Origin of the sequence: Xenorhabdus stockiae, assembly GCF_002632825.1 — a bacterium.
GTDB lineage: Bacteria > Pseudomonadota > Gammaproteobacteria > Enterobacterales > Enterobacteriaceae > Xenorhabdus > Xenorhabdus stockiae.
In genome coordinates this window covers 26436-52978 of sequence record NZ_NJAJ01000007.1, presented here as the reverse complement: position 1 = coordinate 52978, position 26543 = coordinate 26436, and the positions used below count along the sequence as shown (strand labels likewise).

The 26543-nt window shown below is 41.7% G+C and carries 28 protein-coding genes; 14 read left to right on the top strand and 14 right to left on the bottom strand.

The window, feature by feature from the left end; translation table 11 throughout:
• Nucleotides 1–6 precede the first annotated feature (6 nt).
• The gene (locus tag Xsto_RS04775) at nucleotides 7–231 is read left to right on the top strand and encodes a YpfN family protein (protein WP_099124233.1); all 225 of its coding nucleotides are present in this window, start codon (nucleotides 7–9) and stop codon (nucleotides 229–231) included.
• On the opposite strand, the gene Xsto_RS04770 is transcribed toward Xsto_RS04775, so the two are convergent.
• Both Xsto_RS04770 and Xsto_RS04765 read right to left on the bottom strand, forming a co-directional pair.
• The gene (locus tag Xsto_RS04770) at nucleotides 146–2359 is read right to left on the bottom strand and encodes a tRNA(Met) cytidine acetyltransferase TmcA (RefSeq protein WP_099124232.1); all 2214 of its coding nucleotides are present in this window, start codon (nucleotides 2357–2359) and stop codon (nucleotides 146–148) included. The genes Xsto_RS04775 and Xsto_RS04770 overlap by 86 nt on opposite strands.
• Nucleotides 2356–2808 (bottom strand): DUF441 domain-containing protein, encoded by a 453-nt coding sequence (locus Xsto_RS04765; protein ID WP_099110919.1) that lies wholly within the window; start codon nucleotides 2806–2808, stop codon nucleotides 2356–2358. Before Xsto_RS04765 ends, Xsto_RS04770 begins: the two co-directional genes overlap by 4 nt.
• 249 nt (nucleotides 2809–3057) lie before the next feature.
• Here Xsto_RS04765 and Xsto_RS04760 point away from each other — a divergent pair, with 249 nt between their 5' ends.
• Complete coding sequence (locus Xsto_RS04760; protein ID WP_099110893.1) at nucleotides 3058–3393, top strand: hypothetical protein; 336 nt, start codon at nucleotides 3058–3060, stop codon at nucleotides 3391–3393.
• A 141-nt stretch (nucleotides 3394–3534) separates the two neighbouring features.
• Here the strand turns inward: Xsto_RS04760 and purC are convergent, their stop codons facing one another.
• From purC to dapA, 3 genes are all read right to left on the bottom strand, one after another.
• Entirely contained in the window at nucleotides 3535–4248 is a 714-nt protein-coding gene (gene purC / locus Xsto_RS04755) for a phosphoribosylaminoimidazolesuccinocarboxamide synthase (protein WP_099110892.1), read from the bottom strand.
• 212 nt (nucleotides 4249–4460) lie between these two features.
• On the bottom strand, nucleotides 4461–5507 hold the full coding sequence (bamC, locus tag Xsto_RS04750; protein ID WP_099124231.1) for an outer membrane protein assembly factor BamC: 1047 nt from the start codon (nucleotides 5505–5507) through the stop codon (nucleotides 4461–4463).
• Between the two features lie 16 nt (nucleotides 5508–5523).
• A complete protein-coding gene (dapA, locus tag Xsto_RS04745) occupies nucleotides 5524–6423 on the bottom strand; it encodes a 4-hydroxy-tetrahydrodipicolinate synthase (RefSeq protein WP_099124230.1) in 900 nt (299 codons plus the stop codon).
• Between the two features lie 247 nt (nucleotides 6424–6670).
• Here dapA and Xsto_RS04740 point away from each other — a divergent pair, with 247 nt between their 5' ends.
• The 3 genes from Xsto_RS04740 (at nucleotide 6671) to bcp (ending at nucleotide 8583) form a co-directional block, all read left to right on the top strand.
• Complete coding sequence (locus Xsto_RS04740; RefSeq protein WP_099124229.1) at nucleotides 6671–7252, top strand: glycine cleavage system transcriptional repressor; 582 nt, start codon at nucleotides 6671–6673, stop codon at nucleotides 7250–7252.
• A 61-nt stretch (nucleotides 7253–7313) separates the two neighbouring features.
• Nucleotides 7314–8030, top strand: a complete 717-nt coding sequence (locus Xsto_RS04735) for an aspartate/glutamate racemase family protein (protein ID WP_099124228.1) — start codon at nucleotides 7314–7316, stop codon at nucleotides 8028–8030.
• Nucleotides 8031–8109: 79 nt separating this feature from the next.
• Nucleotides 8110–8583, top strand: coding sequence for a thioredoxin-dependent thiol peroxidase (gene bcp, locus Xsto_RS04730; RefSeq protein WP_099110888.1), 474 nt, complete (start codon nucleotides 8110–8112; stop codon nucleotides 8581–8583).
• Between the two features lie 87 nt (nucleotides 8584–8670).
• On the opposite strand, the gene Xsto_RS04725 is transcribed toward bcp, so the two are convergent.
• Together Xsto_RS04725 and Xsto_RS04720 are read right to left on the bottom strand one after the other, a co-directional pair.
• The gene (locus Xsto_RS04725; protein ID WP_244590337.1) at nucleotides 8671–9693 is read right to left on the bottom strand and encodes an AbrB family transcriptional regulator; all 1023 of its coding nucleotides are present in this window, start codon (nucleotides 9691–9693) and stop codon (nucleotides 8671–8673) included.
• 63 nt (nucleotides 9694–9756) lie between these two features.
• Entirely contained in the window at nucleotides 9757–10824 is a 1068-nt protein-coding gene (locus Xsto_RS04720; RefSeq protein WP_099110887.1) for an AI-2E family transporter, read from the bottom strand.
• Between the two features lie 158 nt (nucleotides 10825–10982).
• Here Xsto_RS04720 and bepA point away from each other — a divergent pair, with 158 nt between their 5' ends.
• Nucleotides 10983–12446 (top strand): beta-barrel assembly-enhancing protease, encoded by a 1464-nt coding sequence (gene bepA / locus Xsto_RS04715; RefSeq protein ID WP_099110886.1) that lies wholly within the window; start codon nucleotides 10983–10985, stop codon nucleotides 12444–12446.
• Between the two features lie 11 nt (nucleotides 12447–12457).
• A complete protein-coding gene (gene arsC, locus Xsto_RS04710) occupies nucleotides 12458–12817 on the top strand; it encodes an arsenate reductase (glutaredoxin) (RefSeq protein ID WP_099110885.1) in 360 nt (119 codons plus the stop codon).
• Nucleotides 12818–12880: 63 nt separating this feature from the next.
• On the opposite strand, the gene hda is transcribed toward arsC, so the two are convergent.
• The 4 genes from hda to upp all read right to left on the bottom strand — a co-directional run bounded on the left by hda (nucleotide 12881) and on the right by upp (nucleotide 16584).
• Nucleotides 12881–13588 (bottom strand): DnaA inactivator Hda, encoded by a 708-nt coding sequence (gene hda, locus Xsto_RS04705; protein WP_169926588.1) that lies wholly within the window; start codon nucleotides 13586–13588, stop codon nucleotides 12881–12883.
• A 426-nt stretch (nucleotides 13589–14014) separates the two neighbouring features.
• The gene (locus Xsto_RS04700) at nucleotides 14015–14365 is read right to left on the bottom strand and encodes a hypothetical protein (RefSeq protein ID WP_099123031.1); all 351 of its coding nucleotides are present in this window, start codon (nucleotides 14363–14365) and stop codon (nucleotides 14015–14017) included.
• A 212-nt stretch (nucleotides 14366–14577) separates the two neighbouring features.
• Nucleotides 14578–15891 (bottom strand): uracil permease, encoded by a 1314-nt coding sequence (uraA, locus tag Xsto_RS04695; RefSeq protein WP_099110882.1) that lies wholly within the window; start codon nucleotides 15889–15891, stop codon nucleotides 14578–14580.
• 66 nt (nucleotides 15892–15957) lie between these two features.
• Nucleotides 15958–16584, bottom strand: a complete 627-nt coding sequence (gene upp, locus Xsto_RS04690) for a uracil phosphoribosyltransferase (protein WP_099110881.1) — start codon at nucleotides 16582–16584, stop codon at nucleotides 15958–15960.
• Between the two features lie 229 nt (nucleotides 16585–16813).
• Between upp and purM the strand changes: the two genes are divergently transcribed.
• The 7 genes from purM (at nucleotide 16814) to mgtE (ending at nucleotide 24611) form a co-directional block, all read left to right on the top strand.
• Entirely contained in the window at nucleotides 16814–17854 is a 1041-nt protein-coding gene (gene purM, locus Xsto_RS04685; RefSeq protein WP_099124227.1) for a phosphoribosylformylglycinamidine cyclo-ligase, read from the top strand.
• Between the two features lie 38 nt (nucleotides 17855–17892).
• Nucleotides 17893–18531 (top strand): phosphoribosylglycinamide formyltransferase, encoded by a 639-nt coding sequence (purN, locus tag Xsto_RS04680; RefSeq protein WP_099124226.1) that lies wholly within the window; start codon nucleotides 17893–17895, stop codon nucleotides 18529–18531.
• 200 nt (nucleotides 18532–18731) lie between these two features.
• The gene (gene speG, locus Xsto_RS04675) at nucleotides 18732–19295 is read left to right on the top strand and encodes a spermidine N1-acetyltransferase (RefSeq protein WP_099124225.1); all 564 of its coding nucleotides are present in this window, start codon (nucleotides 18732–18734) and stop codon (nucleotides 19293–19295) included.
• Nucleotides 19296–19318: 23 nt separating this feature from the next.
• Nucleotides 19319–21388, top strand: coding sequence for a polyphosphate kinase 1 (ppk1, locus tag Xsto_RS04670; protein ID WP_099124224.1), 2070 nt, complete (start codon nucleotides 19319–19321; stop codon nucleotides 21386–21388).
• 3 nt (nucleotides 21389–21391) lie between these two features.
• The gene (gene ppx, locus Xsto_RS04665; RefSeq protein WP_099124223.1) at nucleotides 21392–22924 is read left to right on the top strand and encodes an exopolyphosphatase; all 1533 of its coding nucleotides are present in this window, start codon (nucleotides 21392–21394) and stop codon (nucleotides 22922–22924) included.
• Nucleotides 22925–22936: 12 nt separating this feature from the next.
• Nucleotides 22937–23101 (top strand): YfgG family protein, encoded by a 165-nt coding sequence (locus Xsto_RS04660; protein WP_099110876.1) that lies wholly within the window; start codon nucleotides 22937–22939, stop codon nucleotides 23099–23101.
• Between the two features lie 46 nt (nucleotides 23102–23147).
• On the top strand, nucleotides 23148–24611 hold the full coding sequence (gene mgtE, locus Xsto_RS04655; protein WP_099110875.1) for a magnesium transporter: 1464 nt from the start codon (nucleotides 23148–23150) through the stop codon (nucleotides 24609–24611).
• A 186-nt stretch (nucleotides 24612–24797) separates the two neighbouring features.
• Here the strand turns inward: mgtE and Xsto_RS04650 are convergent, their stop codons facing one another.
• From Xsto_RS04650 to Xsto_RS04640, 3 genes are all read right to left on the bottom strand, one after another.
• The gene (locus Xsto_RS04650) at nucleotides 24798–25046 is read right to left on the bottom strand and encodes a hypothetical protein (RefSeq protein WP_099124222.1); all 249 of its coding nucleotides are present in this window, start codon (nucleotides 25044–25046) and stop codon (nucleotides 24798–24800) included.
• 257 nt (nucleotides 25047–25303) lie between these two features.
• Entirely contained in the window at nucleotides 25304–25783 is a 480-nt protein-coding gene (locus Xsto_RS04645; protein ID WP_099110873.1) for an Hcp family type VI secretion system effector, read from the bottom strand.
• A 302-nt stretch (nucleotides 25784–26085) separates the two neighbouring features.
• Nucleotides 26086–26391, bottom strand: a complete 306-nt coding sequence (locus tag Xsto_RS04640) for a hypothetical protein (protein WP_099110872.1) — start codon at nucleotides 26389–26391, stop codon at nucleotides 26086–26088.
• Nucleotides 26392–26543 lie beyond the last annotated feature (152 nt).

Here is a 26543-nt window from a genome sequence, read left to right as displayed (position 1 = left end):
ATACTCATGCACTGGTTAACAGATTATTGGTGGATAGTCCTGCTGTTACTCGCTGGGGTTATTATTAACGCGATAAAAGAACTTAGCCGCCTCAACCCCAAAAAGTTTTTGGATAATAAACCGGAACTTCCTCCTCATCGGGATCTTAATGCTTCATGGGATGATGAGGACGACTGGCCTCAGGCGAATGGTAAAAAGAGTGATCATCAAGAGGATGATCAGAAGAAATAACCCAATCGTTCCATTGTCTGGCAAGTATTTCATCAATATTTGCCAGAGCATGGGCCGTTTCTTTCCGCCAGCATTTCAATAATGCCTTACGCCCATTCAGTGATAACTCATGCGCACATTGCTCAATCTCAATTTTCTGTTGCAAATGTTTTCTCAATGCCGGCAAAGCCAGATCACTTACCAACAACAAACGTTGCAACGCAAAGTAAGAAGACGACAAGGAACGATGAGCAAATGCAAAACCAGCCAACTCCCGCCAATCACTTTCATTAAGCTGATTATCATCATTATGCTCAACAGGCAGCGCAAACCCAGTCAACGACTTTAGCCAACTTGCATCACGGGATAACTGCTGCTGTGCAGCTCGGGCCAACCATTCCCCCTGTTCACTCAAGGGCAGGATCGCCATGGCAGCATAACAACCACTACTCGCTTCAAGGTGTGTTCCCATCCTCACTAACTGAAAACCACATTTTTGCCAAAGTGACCAGAGTTCAGCGGTATAACCAAAACTAACGGAAATGAAGTCCAGCTTTTGGATTCGGGCGGCCTGACACTGCTGAGCAATCAGACGTTGTGCAATCCCCATACGTCGGTATTGTGCCTGAACAGCAATGCGGCTGACTCTCTGTGAACGCATCACTGCTGCCTGCGGAAATCCTGCATGAGCAGCCAGAGACTGGGCTACCAGATTACCTCTCGGGCGACGACGACCAGCCCATATTTCATGTGCCAGTACCGGAGATAACCCGCCTTCATTCACCATCCATAGAGCACCAACCAATCGTGGATTAGCATGATCGGAACTAGACATGGCAGCAAGGAATGTCATTCCATTGCCATCCAGTAACCGGCGTAAATCGAGGGGAGATGTACGATAATGGGCGCTTGCCAGTAATCCGTAAAACTGCCGCAATAGTTGAGGTTGTTGTAACCACGCAGCCTGATTAATAGACTGAAAAAACAAACTATTTTCAATATTAGGGTCAGGTAATGACGATGAAAACAAATTGCTGTCATCAAATAGTAGAGCGTTATCCAGCCACTTTTCCAGCGGATCATTTTCAGACCAGCGCATTGGCGTTTTCAACTCCCTGATCTGACAATCAGGCAAAGCAGCACAGAATTTCAATAAAAATCCCCGTCCGGTACCTTCGTAACCCTGTACCGTTGTGGCCATTAGTACACGCGGAAAATATCGAATCAACTCAGATAACTGCGGTGTCGGAATTGCTGCCGCTTCATCAATCAAAAGCCAGTCAGCATTGCTCTGCTGTGTGTCTGTATTTCCCTGTTCCCGACACGCATTCTCCCGGATAAATTTCAGTAAATTATCAACTGACCAGAATGGTATTTGCTGCGAGCCAGAAACTGTATCGCTATTCTGAAGACCACCTTCAAAACTATTATTGAAAGATTCAGCATAGTGCCGAATGACTTCAGTTGTTATTTTTGCCGGAGCACATAACCAGCAGCTTCCCTGCCACTGACGAGCCAGCATTCCTGCCAGTGCAGACTTGCCTCGCCCGCGTGGCGCAGTAACTACCCAAATCCCTTGTGAAACCTGTAACATTTGCTCAAGAATGAGTTGCTGGCCTGCTGTCGGATTCCCATCCGGTTTCTTCCACGACAATGTCTGAGGCAATAACGATGCCTGAAAAGGCTTGTTTTGACGCCATAATAAACAATCAGAAGAATTAAGGAGCTGTTGTTGGATATGCTGAATAAAATAGCGGGTTGGGATCACACCAGCAGATTCATTCCAGCGAGAACTGTCTTCATCCGGTAAATCAACCCATTGTGACCAGGCAGGAACACGCATCACCAACCAGCTTCCTGCTTTCAGAGTCCCTGCCAGTATTGCTAATGCTTCGGCATTAAAGCCACGGGTGGCATCAAAGACCCCGTGCAAAAATTCACGCCCCAGTAAACCGATTGCTTTTATTGGCTCAACAGAACCGGAAGTACCAGATGCTACTGTTATCCAGTCCCCCTGTAGCTGGTTTTTCAGAGAGGCAACAATCTGTTCACTCCACTGAGTTTCTCCGCTGAGCACCAGTAAACGACGCTGTCCTTGTCGTTGCATCTGCTCCTGCAACGTTTTCCATTCAAAATTCATTCCTGTCATGATTTTCCAATCACAATGGATAATATGCCTGCCGCAATTAATGGGCCAACCGGAACACCTTTAAATAAAGCAACACCGAGCACCGTGCCGACCAATAACCCGGCTACGGTCGATGGCTGATTTGACATCAGGGATACTCCCCTGCTTCCCAGCCATGACACAAGAACGCCGACAGCAATAGCAAGCAATGATTTCCAGTTTAGGAATGAACTGAATATATCCTGTGCAGATATTTTGCCACTTGCGATAGGAGCCATAACACCGATGGTGAGTATTAAGATCCCCAGTGTTAAACCATATTTTTCGACCCAGGGAAAAAATTGATTCAAGGGAGTTATTCGGACAACAAGCAAAAACAACATTGCCAATGTTACAGTCATGTTATGACTGATAATACCGAGCCCTGCCAGTACTAATAAAATGAGTAAGGTAGGATCAATGTGACTCATCATTTTTCTGTTCCATATATACATCCTGATATAGAGCAGAATGATAACTTAATTATTAGACATGTAAGTAGAAATATTAATATCAGTGGAAATATAGTCAATGAATCACTATATTTTATAAAAAATAGTTGCGAATACGTAATTAATCTTTCAAATTATCTTTCTGACAGATATTGATGCTTTTATAAGGTGAATGCGGAAAGGTCACGAGGCACTTCCTCGGCAACAGGAAGCGTTCATACAGGAAATATGAAAAAATCAGCACTTTTAATCACAATCAGTATGTTATTAACAGGTTGTACTACTCAATGGATACCAGCAAGGAGCAATCCAACACCTTTTCATGAAGCAGATTTGGAGTGTCAATCAAACGCTCTACAGCAATTCCCGGTGAAAAATGAAGTAGCCCAGACTTCTCACCTCAAAACCGTCAGAAATTCCTGTGGTAAAGATTGCACATATATGCAAAGCGTTCCTATGACTGAAAGTTATATCATTGACGTTAACGAAAGTTCCAGAAATCAGGTCTATAGTTTTTGTATGCAGCAAAAAGGCTGGAAGCAAAAAACAAATTACTGGCTGTAACTTACCATAGCTGGGTATCCCCCTAAAATTATCTTTTTATGAAATCAAAGGTGCTCTAGTGTACAGAGCACCTTTGTTTTTTATATCCGCATGTTTGATACAAAATCAGCCATCATTCAAGCAAGGTAATCGTTTGCGTTATTAATCCAAAATAACACCAATCCGCTGAGCTACCTCTTCGTACGCTTCAATTAAGCCACCAAGACTCTGGCGAAAACGATCTTTATCCATTTTATCCATTGTCTGCTTGTCCCACAGCCGGCTGCCATCTGGTGAAAATTCGTCACCTAGCACAACTTTCCCTTTAAACAGGCCGAATTCCAGCTTAAAGTCCACCAAAATTAAACCGGCATCATCAAATAACTTACCCAAGACTTCATTAGCTTTATAGCTCAGGCGCTTCATCTCAGCTAAATGCTCTTTGCTGACCCATCCGAACGTTTCGCAATAAGATTCATTCACCATCGGATCATGCTTAGCATCATCTTTCAGAAACAGATCAAACAAAGGAGGATTCAGCACCATTCCTTCTTCCACGCCAAGACGCTTCACCAGCGAACCAGCCGCGCGATTGCGGATAACACATTCAACCGGCACCATATCAAGCTTCTTAACCAGAGATTCATTATCTGACAGCAACTGTTCCAGTTGGGTTGGAATACCCGCCTCTTCCAGCTTACTCATAATGAAGTGGTTAAATTTATTGTTTACCATTCCCTTACGATCAAACTGTTCAATGCGTTCACCATCCAATGCTGATGTATCATTACGGAATTCCAGCACAAGCAAGTCAGGATTATCAGTGGCATACACTGTTTTTGCTTTTCCACGATACAACTCAGCTTTTTTCTGCATATTACACTCCAGAGATATGACATCTTTAAACGGACTATTAAACAAAAAATTTACTTAACTATATACACAATGGATTTCAAGATGCGTCGCGGCGGCAAGATAGTGAACCCCCGGGAGCATAGATAACTATGTGACCGGGGTGAACAAACGCAGCCAACAAAGAGGCAACTTGAAAGACAAAGTGTATAAAGGGGCCGAAGCCCCTTTATATATTATTTATTTGTAGCTTTGCTAAATGCTGCTTGTAGCACCTCTACCATTTGATCATTTTCAGACTGAGTCAGCGGCTTACCTTTTTCGCTGATAAATTGCAGGCTGCTCCGGTTATCCAAATCGCCTACCTGTAACTTATAGTTGCCTTCGCTAATAGTTGGTGCTTCCACACCTAATGCTTTCCAGCCGGAAGAAGATAAACCTTTATAAGTAACCTCTATCGCACCAGTCGAACGGGTACGATCATTCACCTGCATACCTATGCTTTCCAACGCGTAAGGCAGCCTGTTCCAGATCACGTTATATGGTGCACGGACGATAATTTGTGGCAAACCTGTATTATCACCGCCACTTTGTACCGATAAAGCACCATCATTCTGCGTATTATGCTGCGCTGAAGCTTCTTTTTGGTCGTTCAGATAACCAGTCAGCGCATTTAGCATCAAGGTGTTGTAACGCTGGATTTCCGACGGGGTGTTAACCGCTTTATCACCCTGTTCCAGACCTGCACCTGAAACTGTTAAAACAATTTGGTAGCCCTGCTGAACCACAGAAATGTGGTAACGAACCTTATAAGGAACATTTTCATCTGATCGAGGCCACAAAATCCAGTCAGTTGTCAATGTCTGGGCTGCGTCATCTTTCTGGCTAATCGGATAGCCTTTTTCCGCCAGAAAACTATTTACTTGTGACCACAATTTGCTGTACTCAGGGGTATTTTCAAGCAACAGCTTACTGCTTTGTGCGCTACTTTCAACACGGGAACCCGCTAATAGCGCCACGGTCTGCAACGGTGGACGTATATCAACCGATTTTCCGACATTCCCTTGTGGAACCACAGATGGAATATCATATTCACCATTTTGCAGAGGTAAGTTCATCCCAGCAGGAATATTCAATAACTTCAGAGGGGGGGTATCAAGATAAGATTCATCACCACTCACTTGATGTTTATAGCTCTGATCGCTGGAACAGGCTGCCAGCAAGACGACCAATGACAGGCCAGCAACCTTCATGACCTTCGATTTTTGCAATAATGTTGCCATTAAAATTCCCTAAATTTTACAGTAATTCAGCCATTTTCAAGGCGTTCTCAACTGAAATTTGCCCTTCTTGCGTCAGCGGAACCATTGGCAGACGCAATGTATCGCTGGCAATCAGTCCCAGTTTATGACATGCCCATTTAGCTGGTGCCGGGCTAGGTTCAACAAATAGTTTATGATGCAATTCCTGCAGGCTACTGTTCAGGCTACGCGCTTTCGCAAATTCACCACGAGAAGCCAACTGACAAATTTGTGCCATTTCTGCTGCCGCTACATTCGCTGTTACAGAAATCGTTCCTTTTCCGCCAAGATACATAAAGTCGAGAAAACTTGCATCATCACCACTTAACAGAATAAAACTTTCATCATTAACCAGTTCTTGGATCTGGCTGACACGACTTAAGTTCCCCGTTGCTTCCTTGATTGCGACAATATTTTTCAGTTTCGCCAAACGTGCAACAGTCGGTGGCAGCAAATCACATCCGGTACGCGATGGTACATTATACAGAATTTGTGGTAAGTCGGTATTCTCAGCTATTGCTTTATAGTGCTGATACAAACCTTCCTGCGAAGGCTTATTATAATAAGGTGTCACAGACAGGCAACCAACAACACCTGTATTTTCAAAGCATCGGGTCAGCGATATTGCTTCCGCAGTAGCATTCGCACCTGTTCCGGCAATAATAGGAATACGACCATCAGCTAATTCGAGTGTTGTCAGTACAACATCGACATGTTCATCATGGTTAAGCGTGGCACATTCCCCGGTTGTTCCGACAGAAACAATTGATGCCGTACCACTGGCAACATGGTAATCAATCAATTTTTTCAAACTGCTCTTATCAACCCGGCCAGTTGAATCCATCGGTGTGATTATCGCAACCATACTGCCTGTAAAATCGAAGTGACCACTCTCCATTACCATTTCCTCTAAAATGAGTCTTACACTACAAATAAGAAAATCATGGTACTTTCTTGTCATAAGGAAGGAAACTCTTTGACCCTATGATTTCGATGATTTTTGTTAATATCAAGTGTAGACAATTAAACAGAGATTATAATCGTGCTCCATCTCTTATAAATGCCATTGACCTTCTCTTGATCATTTTTTATGTTTAGTAGCGACATGTACCCGCAGCCATCGACCATAGATAAGGAAAATCGCTTTGCCGAAATCAAAACAACATTTTTTAGTGCTCACAGCTCTTGGTGTAGACCGCCCCGGAATCGTCAACACCATCACCCGCCTTGTTAATACATGCGGCGGTAATATTGAGGACAGCCGTCTGGCAATGTTTGGCGAAGAATTTACCTTTATTATGCTGCTGTCCGGTAGCTGGAACGCGATTACCCTGATTGAATCGACCCTGCCACAAAGAGCCGCTGAACTCGAATTACTTGTTGTAATGAAGCGCACCCGCAGTGGCGCGGCAAAAAAATTTCCTTCTACTATTTCAGTTCGGGTAGATGTGGATGATTCTCCCGGCATTGTCGAGCGTTTTACCAATCTGTTCACAACCCAGAATTTCAATATTGCTGAATTGGTTTCAAAAACGCATCCCACGACTGAAAATATGCCTGCACGGCTGCAAATACAAATCACAGGCCATAATCCATTAGATGATAAAGGTGTTGTATTTAAAGAAACCTTCCAGCATCTATGTACAGAGTTAAATGCTCAAGGCAGTATCAGTGTACAGGAAGTGTTAGGCGACGATTCAGTAAACTGGATAAAAAACAAACAATGATAAAAAAGTGAAATAGATATTTTTGATTAACTGTGTCTATAAAAAATAGAGAGATAAAGCAATGTCTTATTCAATCGGTGTGCTTGCTGGAATGGGACCAAGATCAACGGCACCTTTTATCGATATGCTCGTTAATGCATCCCAGTCTCTTTATGGTGCAAAAAACGATATAGATTTTCCCAAAATGCATATCATCTCTTTACCGACTCCTTTTTATCCGGGGCAAGCTATTGATAATAGGAAAATGGTTCAAGCATTACAAACGGGTATTGCAGATTTAGTTAAAGCAGAAGTAAATCTGATTGTGATTCCCTGCAATATTGCGCACATATATTACAGTGAAATAGAAAAGGTCAGTATCGGTATACCTGTCTTACATATCGCTGATTGTGCACTCCAAAAAATAACACCTGATGACACAAAAATAGCAATCATTGGTACAGAGCCCACAATTGAAGCTGGATTTTATCAGGCCCGCATTCAGGCTGTAGGGAAAGAACCTGTTTCATCAGCAGAATTGCGTAATAACACAACAAAACTGATTACGTTAATTAAAGAGAAAGGGTTTGAGCATGAGGAGGTTGTCGCTATATGGGATACAATATTATCCTGTGCACAGGCATTAAAGGTTCATGTATTACTGATTGCCTGTACTGATATCAGCCCCCTTATAAAAAACAAGAGAAACCAGTCACTGAAGATAGTGGACACAGCCTCCAGTCTGGCGGAAGCTACTATTCATTCATTTTATGAATTAAGGGGCAACCCGAAAGATTAAAAATATACATGTAGTGAACATATAAGAATATTAGTGTATAAAACCAGTTAGATAAAAACGACTAAACGGAGAATACGTGATGAGTCCATTGAAAGCCGGAGATAAGGCACCACAATTCAGCCTACCTGACCAAGATGGTGAAAACATTAACTTATCTGACTTCAAAGGTCAGCGTGTTTTAGTTTATTTCTACCCCAAAGCAATGACCCCAGGCTGTACTGTTCAGGCATGTGGTTTGCGCGATACGATGGATGAACTGGAAAAAATTAATGTTGCCGTGTTAGGCATCAGTACAGATGCTCCCGAGAAATTATCCCGATTTGTTGAGAAAGAAATGCTGAATTTTACTCTGCTTTCCGATGTTAATCATCAAGTTGCCGAACAGTTTGGTGTTTGGGGTAGAAAACAGTTTATGGGCAAAGTCTATGATGGCATTCATCGCATCAGTTTTCTGATTGATCCTGCGGGTAATGTTGAACACGTTTTTGATAAATTCAAAACAAGCGATCATCATCAAGTTGTTCTGAATTATCTGCAACAACATTCATCCTGAAATTTATTGGATGTAGCTGATAGCAAGTCAAGTAACACAGTCCTCCGTCTGCCTGACGGAGGATGCCACAGACTCCTATAGAATGAATTAGCTGTTTTTGTGCCTTCCCTGCACGATCAGTGCAATCGCAGAAACTATGTGAAGTAACGACATACGTATAATGTGGCTTGCCATCACAATACCTACATTAACCTTCATCGCCATAGCAGCAAATAACATTGCTTCCATACTGCCGGGAGCCCACGAAAGGATCAGCAAGTGCATTGGGTAATCCATCACTTGTGCCGTCACTGCTGCAACTAAAACTGTGATGGTCAGTGCGATAAACACAGATTGTATGGAAGACCAAATATTACTAATCAATGCTGAAAATGGAAACGCACTAAAATACAAACCGATCCTCATGCCCATTAACCCCATTGATAATAAACTGAGCAATTCAGGCAGCTTCAGTGTTACATCAGACAGATAGTGAACAACAATAGCAACAACCAATGAAGTCAGCATATAGGGCGCCGGAATATGTAAACGCTCCAACAGAACGCCGAGGATATAACCTCCGGTGGCAATCAGGATCAACCAGCCAATAATGCCGGGTGTATAAGAAAAAGGTGCTGTTTTAATCACTGGAGGAGGATTTAATCCGGTAATAATCCCGGCAATAATAATCAAGACGACCAAACGAATAGCATGGGAAATAACAATTTTTTGTGGTGGTGTTTTGGAATGTTCAGTCAGTACTAGGATCGCGGCTAGTGCACCGGGAACAGCACCCAATACTGACTCTGTGCGTGTCCATCCCATTTTCCGGTGAAACCAAAAATAGCCGACATTAAATTGCAGGATCAAGCAGATTAATAATGCGGGGAGCAACATCAGGATATCCCGCCCTTCTTCCATCGGTAATCCTTTGACCATCAACCCTATAGAGCTTCCTAATACAATTTGAACCACCGTCAGGCTATGTTTTGGTGCTGTAAGTGATACTCTCAGCCGGGATGCAATAATAACAGCCGCCATTGCCCCAAACATATATGCCAGAGGTAGCCCCAGCAGTGACAAAACCCATCCTAAAAGCATGCAAGGTATAACACTTAACAGTGATTTCACCGCCACTCCTTAGTTCAGTCTGTTTATTTGAATTTTTATCGAAATTACTGCAACAATTTCAAATTACGAAGATAACTCTTCTGATTTATCTTCCGGCCAGACATTAATAACAGCTTTAATCAACGTCGCCAATGGAATCGCGAAAAAAACGCCCCAAAAACCCCACAATCCGCCAAAAATAATGACGGAAATAATGATAATAAGCGGATGAAGATTAACTGCCTCTGAAAATAAAATAGGAACAAGCAGATTACCGTCTAACCCTTGAACAACCAGATAAGCAATAAATAGTGTCCAAAAATCTGTGCCCAATCCCCACTGAAATAGCGCTACCACAATGACAGGAATAGTCACTATTACCGTGCCGACATAGGGAATCAAAACAGATAAACCAACCAGAACAGCAAGTAACATGGAATAATGCAACTCAAAGAAAGCAAATACAGCATAAGTACAAATGGTTAAAATAACCATCTCCACAACTTTTCCCCGAATATAATTCGTAATCTGCTGATTCATCTCATGCCATAATTGCCCGGCTAAACCGTGATTACGCGGTAATATACGCTGGAATGCCGCTACCATTTTATTTTTATCTTTCAACAGGAAAAATACCATTAAAGGAACAATAATCAGGTAAATAGAGAGCGTCATCAGTCCAATCAAAGAAGCTACTGAAAATTTAAATACAGATTCTCCCGCTAAAGAAAATTTATTACGCAGATTTTCGGCAAACATATCAATGATACCGACATCAACTAAAACAGGGTAACGAGAGGGAAAAGTCCGGGCGTATTCCTTAAAGCGATTAAGCATATTCGGCAAATCGGAAAACAGATTAAGCCCCTGTTGCCAGACTGTTGGGGCAACAATCAGGATAATCAATGCACTGATCCCCATAAAAATGGCTAATACGATTGTCACTGAAAGAGTACGACTACAACCCAGCTTTTCTAATTTCACCGTCGGCCATTCCAATAAATAAGCCAACACAATTGCAGCAAGAACAGGAGCTAAGATACCATTGAAAAAATAAATTATGCCAAAGCCAGCCAGCAAAATGAATGATAGTGCAGCAACTTGCGGATCAGCAAAACGGCGGCGATACCATTGCATGATCATATCCAACATAAACCAAACTCCTTAATAACAATACTTAATGACTATTTTACTAAAAGTGCTTACGGCTGATCGATTTTAAGTTAACCTTAGCTATCATACACGTATCCTGAAATTGATAGCTAACTGGGCACAGCATTTTATAAAAATCGTTTTATGAGAATCGCTCTATGAAAAAAACATCTACTAAATCCCTGATAGCGATACTGGTCAGTCTGACACTATTTGGCAATAGCCCTGCATACTCGGTACCTACTGACGAGACATTACCAGATATTGGTACAACCGCTGCATCCACACTCAGTACCAATCAGGAAATAGAGATGGGTGATTTCTATATCCGTGAAATACGTGCTGGAACTCCCTTGATTTATGACCCTCTATTAACACAATACATCAATAAATTAGGCCAGAGGCTCGTCAACCATGCTGATGCAGTGAAAACACCTTTTCACTTTTATATCGTCAATAACCCTAACATTAATGCGTATGCCTTTTTTGGTGGCAACGTTGTACTCCACTCTGCTCTGTTTCGTTATAGCCGAAATGAAAGCGAACTGGCTTCAGTTATGGCCCATGAAATATCTCATGTAACACAGCGCCATTTGGCTCGTATGATGGAAGACACACAGCGAAAAGCGCCACTGGCATGGGCCGGCACACTCGGATCTATCTTACTACTAATGGCTAACCCTCAGGCAGGAATGGCAGCCCTGAGTGGTACGCTGGCTGGTTTTTCACAGGGTATGATCAGCTTTACTCGTGAAAATGAGCAAGAGGCAGACCGTATCGGTATGCGGATATTAAGTCGGGCTGGGTATGATCCTTATGGAATGCCTAATTTTATGCAAATTTTGAGTGAGCGAACTTTACACAACTCAGAAATTCCAGAAATTCTATATACCCATCCACTGCCTGATAGCCGCTTAGCCGATGCCCGTAACAGAGCCAATCAATACCCGAAAAAATCTATTCCGGAATCACAGGAATATCTACTGGCCCGGGTACGAATTCTGACTCTAGAATCCACACTAAGCTCAGCCTATATTGAAGATCTGCTCACTAAATACAGTCGTGGAACGCCAAAAGAACAAATTGCGGCCTCTTATGGGCGGGCTCTTCTACTGACTAAACAGAAAAAATATGTCGAAGCCAGAAAAGTGCTCACCCCGTTATTGAATAACCAGCCAGATAATATCTGGTTTATTGATGCAATGACGGATATCGATATTGAACAAACACGATATGAGCAGGCGATTACCCGCTTACAGCAAGCCTTACAGAAACACAAAAATAACCCTGTGCTGCAAATCAATCTTGCTAACGTCTATATCGAAGCCAAACAGTATCCGAAAGCATCACAGCTGCTATTCCAATACACCTTCAGTCATCCGGATAATTTAGCTGGTTGGTCACTAATGGCCGAAGCAGCAAGCAAACAGGGGAAACGCAGTGAAGAACTGTCAGCTTACGCCGAAACAATGGCATTACAGGGTAAATTTGATATGGCAATCAGTTATCTCAGTCAGGCCAGTGCATTAGCAAAACTGAACAGCTATGATCAGGCCCGTTACGATGCTCGTATCGACCAGTTACGCAAGCTGCAACAGCGCTATAGCCAATATAAGAAATGAGGTTCTTTTATATGCAACATGTTATTTTTTATCATAACCCCCGCTGTTCAAAAAGCCGGGAAACGCTTAAGTTAGTTCAGGAACTCGGTATTACACCAGAAGTTATTCATTATCTCGATACTCCCCCAACGGCAGAACAGCTGGCTATTTTACTGAAACAACTGGGGTTCAGTGATGCCCGCCAATTAATGCGAACAAAAGAAGAATTGTATAAAGAGCTAGAGCTTGATAATAGTGAACTCACACAAGAAGCCTTACTTCAGGCAATGGCTGATAATCCTAAGCTCATAGAGCGCCCGATTGTTGTTGCAGGAGATAAAGCACGTTTAGGGCGACCACCAGAGCAGGTTAAAGAGATTTTGGGCAATTAATCATTAAAAAAGTGATAGGGAAGTCTACTTTGTACCTCTATCACTTTTTTCTGATCTGGTGTATTAAAGATCAAGAATATCTTTTACGAATGGGATAGTCAGTTTACGTTGTGCCACAATAGAAGCGCGGTCAAGCTCATCCAACGTTCTGAACAGCGTTTGCATTTCTCTGTCAAGACGCTTTAACACAAAACGCCCCACATCTTCAGGTAATTCAAATCCCCGCAACTTAGCTCGTAATTGCAATGCCTGAATTTTTTCATCATCAGACAAAGGCTGCAATTTATAGATCTGCCCCCAATCAAGCCTGGATGCCAAATCTGGCAATGTTAAATTAATTTGCCGGGGTGGACGATCTCCTGTGATCAACAGACAGGTTTTGCCAATCTCTACAATCCGGTTATAAAGATTAAAAATAGCCATTTCCCATACCTGATCACCTGCGATACATTCAACATTGTCGATACACACCAATGATAAATGTTCCATACCATCAAGAACTTCCGGAACAAAATATGCACGTTTATCGAGTGGCACGTATCCGACAGCCTCTCCTTGCTGGGATAGTTCGGCACAGGCTGCATGGAGCAAATGACTCTTGCCCCCGCCATCGCGGGACCAAAAATAGATATAACTGCCATGTGACTGACTAATAGCCAATTTTATTGCGGCTAATAAAGAAGAATTCTCACCTGCAAAAAAACTGGCGAATGTTTCATCATCTGGCAAATATAAGGGCAATGAAAGCTGCGCCGGTGTATTCAGAAGCACCTCAAACAGAATGGATAACGAACAGCATTAAGTTTACCATAGAAACCAAGTTTACCACAAAAAACGATAACAAATGAAATGAATACTTAGTTCAAGATGGTAGCTGTCATTGACACTCGCTTTTTCATGAAAAAAAGAAAAATAAAGCAAAGAAATAGTAAAAATTTATTTTTAATAAAAATTATCATTGACATATATCCAATATTATTCCTTCCTTTTGTTTCAGAACATTATTTATACTGGACACCCCAAAATACTCTTTGTCGAAACTGTGTTTAAAATCACCATTGATTATGAAATATCTGAAATGAATAATATGATCTATACTGAACTCCATGCGCATTACAAATAACAATCAATATAGAAAATAGCAAAACTTAAAAATATCAGATAACAAACTGAGAATTATCTGTTAATTAATAATAATTATCTTTCTTTATCAGATTGAGAAATGATCAGAGCACTCGCTTCTTTCAAGACCTCAATAATTTCTCCTTTATCTAAATCACCCTCAATAGATATAGAACTACCATCATTTTTAGTGATAGATATTTTTAGATTACGCTCACCACCTAAAAGAGCAATTAATGATTTTCTTAAACCATCAAGATACCTTAAATTATCTTTAATAAACGTGAGCGTTCGCTTAGCTATATTGAGTGTTTTCAAATCCGAGCCTATTGAATTAACTTCTATATTAAATTTTTTAAGCTCTGTATAAAATTCTTTTTCCAATGATTTATCTATATATAGAGTAATATTATTTATGCTTTCCATTTTATCCCTCAATATTTTTCATCTTTGAGTGTTTATACTTACAAGTATAGTAAAAAATTATGGCAAAAAGATAGAAAATCGGTAAGCAGGAATGAGGTGAAATTAGGCAACTATAGGGATATCAAGAAAAATTAGTCAATATTTTTCTAATAAAAAAATAAGAGAAAGAGTTCGTTAAAAAACCCTTTCTCTTAAAGAAAAACCAATACAAATTATTTTATGATTTCACTCGCTTTTTTATCATCGCTGAGTGATTCGACAGAAGAACTAATATACGGTTCATCCGGGCGAATGATACTAATCAATTTGAAAATCAGGCTCATACCAATACCCACTACCGTTGCCAGCGCCATACCTTTCAGCTCTGCTGCACCAATTTGGATTTTCGCACCACTTACGCCGATAATCAGAATGACAGAAGTCAGGATCAGGTTCTGAGCTTTGCTGTAATCTACTTTGGAATCAATCAATACCCGTATACCAGATGCACCAATCACACCATACAGTAATAAAGATACGCCTCCCATCACCGGAACCGGAATTATCTGGATCGCCGCCGCCAGTTTACCGACACAAGAAAGTAAAATCGCCAGAATTGCTGCTCCGCCAATGACCCATGTGCTGTATACGCGAGTCAGAGCCATTACACCAATGTTTTCGCCATAAGTGGTATTAGGTGTTGAGCCAAAGAACCCTGAAATAATCGTTGAAAAACCGTTGGCAAACATCGAACGATGCAATCCCGGATTTTTCAGCAAATCTTTTTGCACTATATTGGCTGTTACGACCAAATGACCAACATGCTCCGCAATGACAACCAGTGCCGCAGGCAAAATCGTCATAATAGCAAACCACTCAAAACGCGGAGTGTAAAAAGTCGGCAATGCAAACCATGGCGCTTCACGCACTGGTGTAAAATCTACGACTCCCATAAAAAAGGATAACGCATAACCCACCAGCACCCCGATCAGGATTGGAATGATCGCCATAAAACCGCGGAACATAACTGAACCCAATATTGTCACAGCCAGTGTAACCATTGAGATGATCAGATTCGTCGTATTAACATCTGTTCCCGCAGCAGGACGTAGCCCGGCCATATCAGCAGCAACCCCTGCCAGTTCCAGACCAATCACTGCAACAATAGCTCCCATTGCAGCAGGAGGAAACATCACATTAAGCCAGCCTCTTCCCGCGATTTTAACAATCAGGGAAACCAGACAGAACAGCAATCCACAGACAATAAATCCGCCCAATGCCAGTTCATACCCTAAAGGCAACAACAATAATACAGGAGATATAAAGGCAAAACTGGAACCTAAATAAGCCGGGATCCTTCCTTTACAAATAAACAGATAAAACAGTGTTCCAATACCATTAAATAATAAAATTGTGGCGGGATTAATTTTAAACAGAATGGGAACCAGAACTGTCGCCCCAAACATCGCAAATAAATGTTGCAAACTTAACGGAATGGTCTGTCTTAACGGTGGTCTTTCATCTACCCCAATAGTCCGACGGGTCACTATTTATGTCCTCTTATGTTTTACTAGGAACCAAAAAAAAGCCGACTTTTCAGCCGGCTAAAAATATTATTTTGTACCAAATATCTTATCGCCTGCATCCCCCAGGCCAGGAACAATATATCCATGCTCATTAAGGCACTCATCAATTGATGCAGTATATAGTTCAACATCAGGATGTGCTTTTTCCAAAGCGGCAACTCCTTCTGGAGCAGCAACAAGAACCAAAACCTTAATAACAGGACATCCTGCTTTTTTCAGCAAATCAATGGTGGCAATCATAGAGCCACCTGTTGCCAGCATCGGATCAACAATCAATGCCATACGCTCATTGATATCAGAAACCAGTTTCTGAAAATAAGGTACAGGTTCAAAGGTTTTTTCATCACGATAAACACCAACAACACTGATGCGGGCACTCGGAATATTTTCCAGAACACCATCCATCATTCCCAGACCTGCACGCAGGATAGGTACTACAGTAATTTTCTTCCCTTTAATCTGGTCTATTTCTACCGGACCACACCATCCCTCGATGGTCACTTTCTCAGTTTCTAAATCAGCAGTTGCTTCATATGTCAGAAGACTTCCCACCTCTGAAGCCAGTTCACGAAAGCGCTTAGTGCTTATATCATGATCACGCATCAGGCCCAGTTTATGTTTAACGAGTGGGTGTTTAACCTCAACGATCTTCATGGGTTTCTCCTACTGTATATAGCCGGCAGATAAAAAAATCGCGGGATTATACCTCCTTTTTGGGATCAGGCAACTATCAATATATTGATTTTTAGCAACAACAAGTCATTTTTTCCTATTTTTTATCCGCAATAAACCTGCATAAAGCTATCGCAAACGTTTGCCTTGGCTGTTAGAATTATTCCGTTCTGTTTTATTCATTCAAATGCAACCGCCTGGGAGCTACGCAGTGACCAACAAAACCTCTCTTAGCTATAAAGATGCTGGTGTCGATATTGATGCTGGTAATGCCTTAGTCAATCGTATCAAAAGTGTAGTGAAACAGACCCGACGCCCGGAAGTAATGGGGGGATTGGGTGGCTTTGGTGCATTATGTTCTCTGCCACAAAAATATCGTGAACCTGTTTTAGTTTCTGGCACAGATGGTGTGGGGACTAAACTGCGTCTGGCCATGGATCTGAAGCGCCACGATACAATCGGCATTGATTTGGTCGCCATGTGCGTCAACGATCTGGTAGTTCAGGGAGCTGAACCTCTGTTCTTCCTTGATTACTATGCAACAGGGAAATTAGATGTTGATACCGCATCGAGCGTTATAACCGGCATCGCGGAAGGCTGTAAACAGGCAGGCTGTGCTCTGGTCGGCGGGGAAACAGCTGAAATGCCGGGCATGTACCACGGTGAAGATTATGATGTTGCGGGCTTTTGTGTCGGTGTGGTTGAGAAATCAGACATCATTGATGGCAGTAAGGTTCAGGCTGGAGATGCACTCATAGCACTGTCATCCAGCGGGCCACACTCTAATGGTTATTCATTGATCCGTAAAATTCTTGAAGTGAGCCAGACCAATCCCGAGACAACTGAGCTGGATGGTAAAACACTGTCTGATCATCTTCTCGCTCCAACCCGTATTTACGTTAAACCACTGCTTGAACTGATCGAACAAATTGAAATCCATGCGATTTGCCATCTGACAGGTGGTGGTTTCTGGGAAAATATTCCCCGCGTTCTGCCTGAAAGTATGCAGGCAAAAATCGATGGCACAAGTTGGCAATGGCCTGCCATTTTTAAATGGCTGCAACAGGCTGGCAATGTCAGCGACCATGAAATGTACCGCACGTTTAATTGCGGCGTCGGCATGATAATTGCGCTACCTCAGTCTCAGGCAACACAGGCAATTGAATGGCTGAATAAAGCGGGTGAAAACGCATGGCAAATCGGCAATATCACTGAATCTGATCATAGCGGGCAGCAAGTTACGATCAATTAATAAAAAGCCAGTTAATAGAAAGTAATTCAATGAAGACTATGAAAAAAATTGCGGTCTTAATTTCTGGTAATGGCAGTAATCTGCAATCTATCATTGATGCCTGCCAGCAAAACCGGATTAATGGCCAGATCTGTGCTGTGTTCAGCAATAAAGCCGACGCTTATGGTCTGCAACGCGCTGAAGAATCAGCTATTCCAACCCATTTTCTTAATCCGAAGGAATATTCTGATCGCACAGATTATGACTCTGCCCTGCTTACAGCCATTGATCAATATCAGCCCGATTTAATCGTTTTAGCGGGTTATATGAGGATCTTGTCATCTGGCTTTGTGCAGCATTACCATGGACGACTACTCAATATTCATCCCTCCCTGCTACCGAAATATCCCGGCTTACATACTCACCGTAAGGCGATAGAAAACGGCGATCAGGAACATGGTACTTCTGTCCACTTTGTCACCGAAGAACTTGATGGTGGGCCTGTTATCTTACAGGCGAAAGTGCCCATTTTTGCAGAGGATCAAGAAGAGGACGTTATTCGACGCGTGCAAACTCAGGAGCATAATATTTACCCGCTGGTCATTGGCTGGTTTCTGGAAGGCCGTTTGAGCATGGGCAATAATACCGCCATTTTGGATGGGAAAGTACTTTCTCAACAAGGATATGCTTCAGACTAATCGATATAATTAATTCCAAAATTTATTATTAGTTCCAAAACTACAGCATTGTGTTAAGGTTAGTTAGTTAAACTAAACTTAATCATACTAAGGTAAAAATAATTAGCCGGACACCTTGCTGTACTTTATTACTTCATAATATTCTCTTTTATAAAAATCAAAACCAAGTCATCCTTACGTTAAAAGCACTGAGGTATCTAATGTCCAGTGGTTCCGAAAATCCACCCGTAAATCTACGCCCACTTGAGCGGGAAGATCTCCCTTTCGTCCACCAGCTTGATAATAATGCCAGTGTCATGCGCTACTGGTTTGAAGAGCCTTATGAGGCTTTCGTTGAATTATGCGATCTCTATGACAAACATATCCATGATCAAAGTGAACGCCGTTTTATTATTGAGAGTATGAATTCCAAAGTTGGTCTGGTGGAATTGGTGGAAATTGATTATGTCCATCGTCGGGCTGAATTTCAGCTCATTATTGCACCGGCTTATCAGGGGCAAGGCTATGCAACAGAAGCAGTTAAACTTGCGATGGAGTACGCATTTTCAGTCCTAAACCTCTATAAACTCTATTTAATTGTTGATAAAGAAAACGAAAAAGCAATTCATATATACAATAAACTGGGATTTTATACAGAAGGAGAGCTTATTGATGAGTTCTTTGTAAACGGCTCTTATCATACTGCTATCCGGATGTGTACGTTCCAGCATCACTATTTTGCTAACAAAATTAGGCATTCCCAGAGTAGAAAGCAGCACTGTTAACCAATGGACCAAATGGAGTAGTAATGTCCCAAGACCGCCTCTATACAGAAAAAGAACTCAGCTGGCTCTCTTTCAATGAACGTGTGCTTCAGGAAGCGGCTGACAAAAGTAATCCACTTATTGAAAGGATGAGGTTTTTAGGGATCTACTCCAATAATCTGGATGAGTTTTATAAAGTCCGTTTCGCCGATGTCAAACGTCGCATTCTGATTAGCGAAGCGCGGGGTTCTGCAACCGGTGCCCGGCAATTATTAAAAAAAATTCAGTCAAAAGTTGCCAAAATCGATCAGGAGTTTGATGAACTCTATAACGATTTATTGTTGGAAATGGCGCGTAATCAGATTTTCCTAATCAATGAACGGCAGATATCCCCTAATCAGCAAATCTGGCTCCGGCAGTATTTTCGCCAGCATTTACGTCCACACATTACGCCTATCGTTATCAATCCAGAAACTAATCTGGTTGAATTTTTAAAAGATGATTACACCTATTTAGCGGTGGAAATTATTCGCGGGCAGGAAACCAAATATGCTTTGTTGGAAATCCCTTCCGATAAAGTTCCCCGTTTCGTTAATTTGCCGCCGGAAATGCCCAAAAGACGCAAATCAATGATCCTGATTGATAACATTCTGCGCTACACATTGGATGAAATTTTTAAGGGATTTTTTGATTACGACACACTAAGTGTTTATTCCATGAAAATGACCCGTGATGCTGAGTACGATTTGGCAACGGAAATGGAGTCCAGCTTGCTGGAGTTAATGTCTTCAACACTGAAACAAAGGCTGACAGCCGAGCCTGTCCGTTTTGTTTACCAGCGCGATATGCCTGATGAAATGGTCGAATTATTGCGTAGCAAACTGGGGCTTTCCAATGATGACTCAGTCATTGCCGGCAGCCGTTATCACAATTTCAGAGATTTCATTAAATTCCCCAATGAAGGAAACCGGACTCTGCTGAATAAACCCATGCCCCGGCTGCGCCATACCTGGTTTGACCATTTCCGCAATGGTTTTGATGCTATCCGTGAACAGGATGTATTGCTTTATTATCCTTACCACACTTTCGAGCATGTACTGGAATTGCTGCGACAGGCATCATTCGATCCAAGCGTATTATCGATAAAAATTAACATTTATCGGGTAGCGAAAGACTCACGCATAGTTGAATCCATGATCCATGCAGCCCACAATGGCAAAAAAGTGACAGTGGTCGTGGAATTACAGGCACGCTTTGATGAAGAAGCCAACATTCACTGGGCAAAACGCCTGACTGAAGCGGGTGTGCATGTCATTTTCTCGGCTCCCGGCCTGAAAATTCACGCCAAACTGTTTATCATTTCACGTCTTGAAGGGAATGATATTATCCGTTATGCCCACATCGGCACAGGGAATTTCAATGAAAAAACAGCCCGCTTATATACCGACTACTCCCTACTGACAGCCAAACCCGAAGTCACCAACGAAGTACGCCGGGTATTTAACTTTATTGAAAACCCTTATCGTCCGGTGACATTTGAGAACTTGATGGTTTCTCCCCAAAACTCACGGGCTATGCTCAATAAATTAATTGATCAGGAAATTGAAAATGCCAGAGCAGGAGAAATTGCGGGCATCACGCTGAAAATAAATAATCTGGTAGACAGAGAATTAGTAGATCGCCTATACGATGCCTCTGAAGCGGGTGTCAAAGTACGGCTTCTGATCCGGGGAATGTGTTCTCTAGTTCCCGGCCAGCCCGGTTTTAGTGAAAATATTCAGGTCACCAGTATTGTTGATCGTTTTCTTGAACATGATCGGGTTTATGTTTTCACTAATAAAGGAGATGAGAAAATTTTTCTTTCTTCCGCAGACTGGATGACACGGAACATTGATTATCGTATTGAAGTTGCCGTTTGTCTGCTTGACCCACTGTTAAAACAGCGTGTTCTCGATATTCTGGAATTACAGTTTAGTGATACGGTCAAGGCTCGTTATATTGATAAAGAATTGAGCAATAGGTATGTCCCACGAGGAAATAAACGTAAAATTCGCGCACAAACTGCCATTTACGATTATCTGAAAAATCTGGAACAGCCTGAATCAAGAGTTTAATTTATGCCGTTGAAACACGATACACCAACGCCTAAGCCGCTGGAAATTGCAACCATCGATCTGGGCTCCAATAGCTTTCATATGGTTATCGCCCGAATTGTAAATGGAGCATTACAAGTTATCGGTCGCCTGAAAAAACGGGTTTACCTTGCTGATGGATTCAACGATAAAAATGAACTGAGTGAAGAAGCCATCAAACGTGGTCTTGAGAGTCTTTCATTATTTGCCGAACGATTACAAGGTTTCTCCGCAGAAAATGTCTGCCTTGTAGGGACTCACAGCTTACGGGAAGCAAGTAACGCCGAAGAATTCCTGCAACGGGCCAAAGAAGTCATCCCCTATCCTATTGAGATTATTTCCGGTCATGAAGAAGCCCGTTTAATCTTTATGGGAGTAGAGCATACTCAGCCAGAAAAAGGTCGTAAGCTGGTGATTGATATTGGTGGCGGTTCAACCGAGCTGGTTATTGGTGAAGGCTTCGAACCTCTTCTCATTGAAAGCCGTCGTATGGGATGCGTCAGTTTTGCCCGGCAGTTTTTCCCTGATGGGGTGATAAATGAACATAATTTCCGTAAGGCACAACTTCAAGCGGAACAAAAGCTGGAAAATCTCATCTGGCAATTCCGCACAAAGGGCTGGGATTTTGCTCTGGGGGCGTCGGGTACAATTAAGGCAGTGCATGAATTACTGGTTGAATTGGGCGAAAAAGATGGCCTGATTACACCTGAGCGGCTTCAGATGCTGGTCAAAAGAGTGCTGAAATACAAAAATTTTAAATCGCTGGATCTGCCCGGTTTATCGGACGATCGCAAACAGACTCTGGTTCCTGGTCTGGCAATCCTGTGCGGTATATTTGATGCCCTGAATATTCAGGAATTATGCTTGTCTGACGGAGCACTACGTGAAGGCGTTCTTTACGAAATGGAAGACCGTTTCCGCCATCTGGATATCCGCCAAAGAACCGCCAAAAGTCTTGCTGATCACTATAATATCGATCGCGAACAGGCCAGTCGTGTCTGGGATACAGCTAAAACACTGTATGACCAGTGGGCTGCGCAAAACCCGAAACGGGTACAGCCACAATTGGAGTCTATCCTGCTCTGGGCTGCCATGCTGCATGAAGTTGGTTTAAGTATTAATCTGAGTGGCCTGCAACGGCATTCTGCCTATATTCTGCAACATACTGATCTGCCGGGATTCAACCAAGAACAGCAGTCATTACTGGCAACATTAGTTCGTTATCACCGCAAAGCGGTCAAAATTCATGAGCATCCGCGTTTCTATTTGTTTAAGAAAAAGCAATATCTTCCTATGCTCCAGATATTAAGATTAGCAACACTGCTGAATAATCAGCGTCAGTCCACAACAACACCTGAGTCACTGACACTGGAAACGGATCATGGGCACTGGATACTTTCCTTTCCGAAAAACTATTTAACTCAAAATACACTCATGCAACTGGATTTAGAAAAAGAGCAAGCTTACTGGAGTGATGTGGCAGGCTGGCATCTACATATCCAAGAGGAATCAACTTAACGATATCGTATTATGAAAAAGAAAAAGAAAACCGCTCAGATTACAAAATTAATTCTGCTTATCAGCTTTCTGATTTTATTTGGGCGTTTTATCTATTCATCAATTGCAGCGTTAGAACATCATCAGCAAAAAAAGCAAAATATGATGGAACAAAGCAGCGATCTTAAGACAAAATAACATCATTCCTGATAGTGTAATTTTGGCAAAAACTAAAGGTCATATAATGTTACAGCCAGCCTTTAAACCCGATAATACGAACGTTGCCAACCAACATTCGCAAAAGCTGGCTCTTGCTCGCCAGCATCTGTTTTCTCTGTTAATTAACGATAAGCTATTCGTTGATACATTATTAGGACAGGCTGATGCACATGCAAAGATTAGCAATGATCTGCTACTCGAAAAAATTGAAGAAGTCCGCTCTTTACTGACCAGCCTGCATGCAGCAGATATCGCAGATATTCTGGAGGCACTGCCTTATGATGAGCGTCTTGCTTTGTGGCGGCTCATTGACAACAACCAGCGTGGTGAAGTTTTGGTGGAGGCTTCAATCCCTGTCTGGGATAACTTAATTAAAGATATGTCCGATCTGGCGCTACTTAGAGCAATCGGTACACTGCATGTCGATGAACAGGCTTATATTGTCGAACACCTTCCCAGAGATACCACACACCGTCTGCTGACCTATCTGGAACCCAGCCAGCGCAACCGTATCCGGGAAGTATTACAATACCACAAAGACAGCATCGGCCAGATGATGGACTTTGAATTTGTAACTGTACGAGGCAATGTCACGCTCAGCACCGTTCAGCGTTTTCTGCGTTCCCGTGGGTCTATTCCCGCAACAACAGATAAAATCTTTGTTATTGACCGTAAAAACCGGCTTCAGGGGGAACTTCCGCTCACTACCCTGCTAACCAACGCCCCCGATAAATTAGTTGCTGAAGTGATGAACATAGATACCGTGACTTTTTTACCGGAGCAAAAAGGTGAAGATGCAGCCAGCGCGTTCGAACGTTATGACCTGATTTCCGCGGCGGTTGTGGATAATAATGGCCGTCTTATGGGGCGTCTGACTGTTGAGGATATCGTCGATACCTTAAGCGAAGAGACAGATACCAATATCCGGCGTATGGGTGGCCTGAGCCGTGAAGAAGATGTTTTCGCTCCGGTTGGGCAGGCAGTGAAAACCCGCTGGGCATGGCTAGCCATTAATTTATGTACTGCATTCGTTGCTTCACGGGTTATCGGTCTGTTTGAGCATACCATTTCCCAGCTTGTTGCGCTTGCCACGCTGATGCCTATCGTGGCAGGTATCGGAGGGAATACCGGCAATCAGACTATCACGATGATCGTACGGGCACTGGCACTCCATCAAATCCGGACAGGAAGTTTTCCTTATATTTTATTAAGGGAACTGGGTGTTGCTCTGATAAACGGTATTATTTGGGGGGGAATTATGGGGCTTGTCACTTATCTGCTCTATGATGACCCAGCAATGGGCGGAGTGATGACCATGGCAATGATACTCAACCTGCTGATGGCTGCCCTGATGGGCGTGCTGATCCCTTTTATTATGATGAGACTAGGCAGAGATCCTGCTATTGGCTCCAGTGTGATGATAACTGCGATTACTGATACCGGTGGTTTTTTTATCTTTTTAGGACTGGCAACCCTATTTTTGGTTTAATGCGCAACAGGTTACCAAAAGCGCATTAAAGTCAGGCCTCTGGCAAGAGATTACTTTAAAAAAACACCGACTGGCTTAACCCGCATTTAACGCGGGTTAATATTTACCATTTAAAAATACTTTGATGATTATGAAAAATCATTTGATTGGCTTCTCATAATTTTATAATTGATAAAAACCAATAAACTACTCAATAGGCTTTTCAGTATAGTATCTTATTAGCTCACTATGCTTATTAATTATTTCCATTTTCCTGAGATCGTCTTTGTATTTTTCCTTCAGTTCATAAAATAATTCATTGGCTTTTTTACAATATATATTAATCTCATCTTCCATTAATCGCTTTCTTTCATCAGATAAATCACTATCCCATTCACCTGCAATATATTCACAATATTCAGTTTTTTTCATGTATTCTTGCAAATCTTTTGGCATATTATCTCTTTATGCCCATGAAACCCCATGTAGGCAGAAAAAAATCACACTCGATATGATTATCTTTTCCATTTTATTGCTAATTTTCCATGCCCAATGCATTAGGAAAGCTCTCCCTAGGTATCTCACAGTGAGGATATTATTATCTCTGGTACCTGATTTGTTTCATTGTCACTCTTAAATCTCCTATACAGTTGGGAAAATGAAACGCCGATTGAATTTATCGGCGTTTTGGCAGTGATTGCGTTAACTCAGCATCAATAGACTCTTTCGTCCCAGACACTATATCCGGATGTTCCTGCCATATGATGACGACTGATGATATCTTTATATTTAACAGAAACAATTTCTTCCGGCTGTGCTTCCGCATGGTTAATACTGTGCGGATAATTCGGTGATAACTCAATAATCGTCGCATCACGACACTCAATTGAGTAATAGAGTTCCTGAGATCCTAATTGTGAAGTACGATAAAAATCAAATTTCAGGTTCAAACTTTCATTATCTGAAATTGCCATCATTAATAACGGTGATGATTTATCCTGCGGTTTTACAAATACAATTGGACTATGGTTAACATTTTGTTCTCTGTGAATGGAATGATGAAGATTTAATACAAAAATTTCATCTTCATGACCTGCCTGATACTTATTGCCAATGGATTCAACTGAAGAGCAACCTTGTGAAATCAACCCTTGTTTGTTTCCTTGCAAGGTTAAATAGATCATATTCGCCATGATAACTTCCTGTTTTGTTAAGGTTTTAAAGAACTATCAATCGCTTCTAATATAGTCTGAAGTACTACATTTTTTCAGGGACAATGTGATTAAAATCACGATTCCCTAAACCAAACTATATTTTCATTGTTGCTAATTCTAGCGACTCATTTTATCAGCGATCATGCGATATTATACCAACGAAAAACAAGATAGGATATGTGCATTATTTGATAATTCACTCAGTATTACTTCCGTTTTTATAAGTATAAACTGTGCTATGAAAACTGATAACAAAATAAAATCTAACAGATTGTTATTTTTTATAGACCTATCTGAACAGACATATCGTACTCATCAAGTATTTTTATTTTATGAATATCATCTTTGTATTTATTTTTTAGTTTATTATGTAAAATTTTTGCTTTTTTGCAATATTCCGCTGAACCTTCCTCTATTTCTTTTTTACGATCTTCAGGAAGAGAATTATCCCATTCATTCGAGAAGTGTTGACAAGTTTCTATACTATCTATGTATTCCTGAATATCTAGTGGAATCTCTCTTTCTGATGTAAATGAATAAGCAGAAAAAAGTGAAATTATAATACCTAATATTATTGATTTTTTCATATTTCCCATCTCATTATGCTATGTTTACTGTTTTTAAATTTAACAATCATTCCTGATAAAAGATACTTTATCAGATATCACGTATGCTAATGGATGTTTTACATGCTCTCTCGCCCTCCATAGCTCCGATTTCCTCATAAAACGTTCTGCAT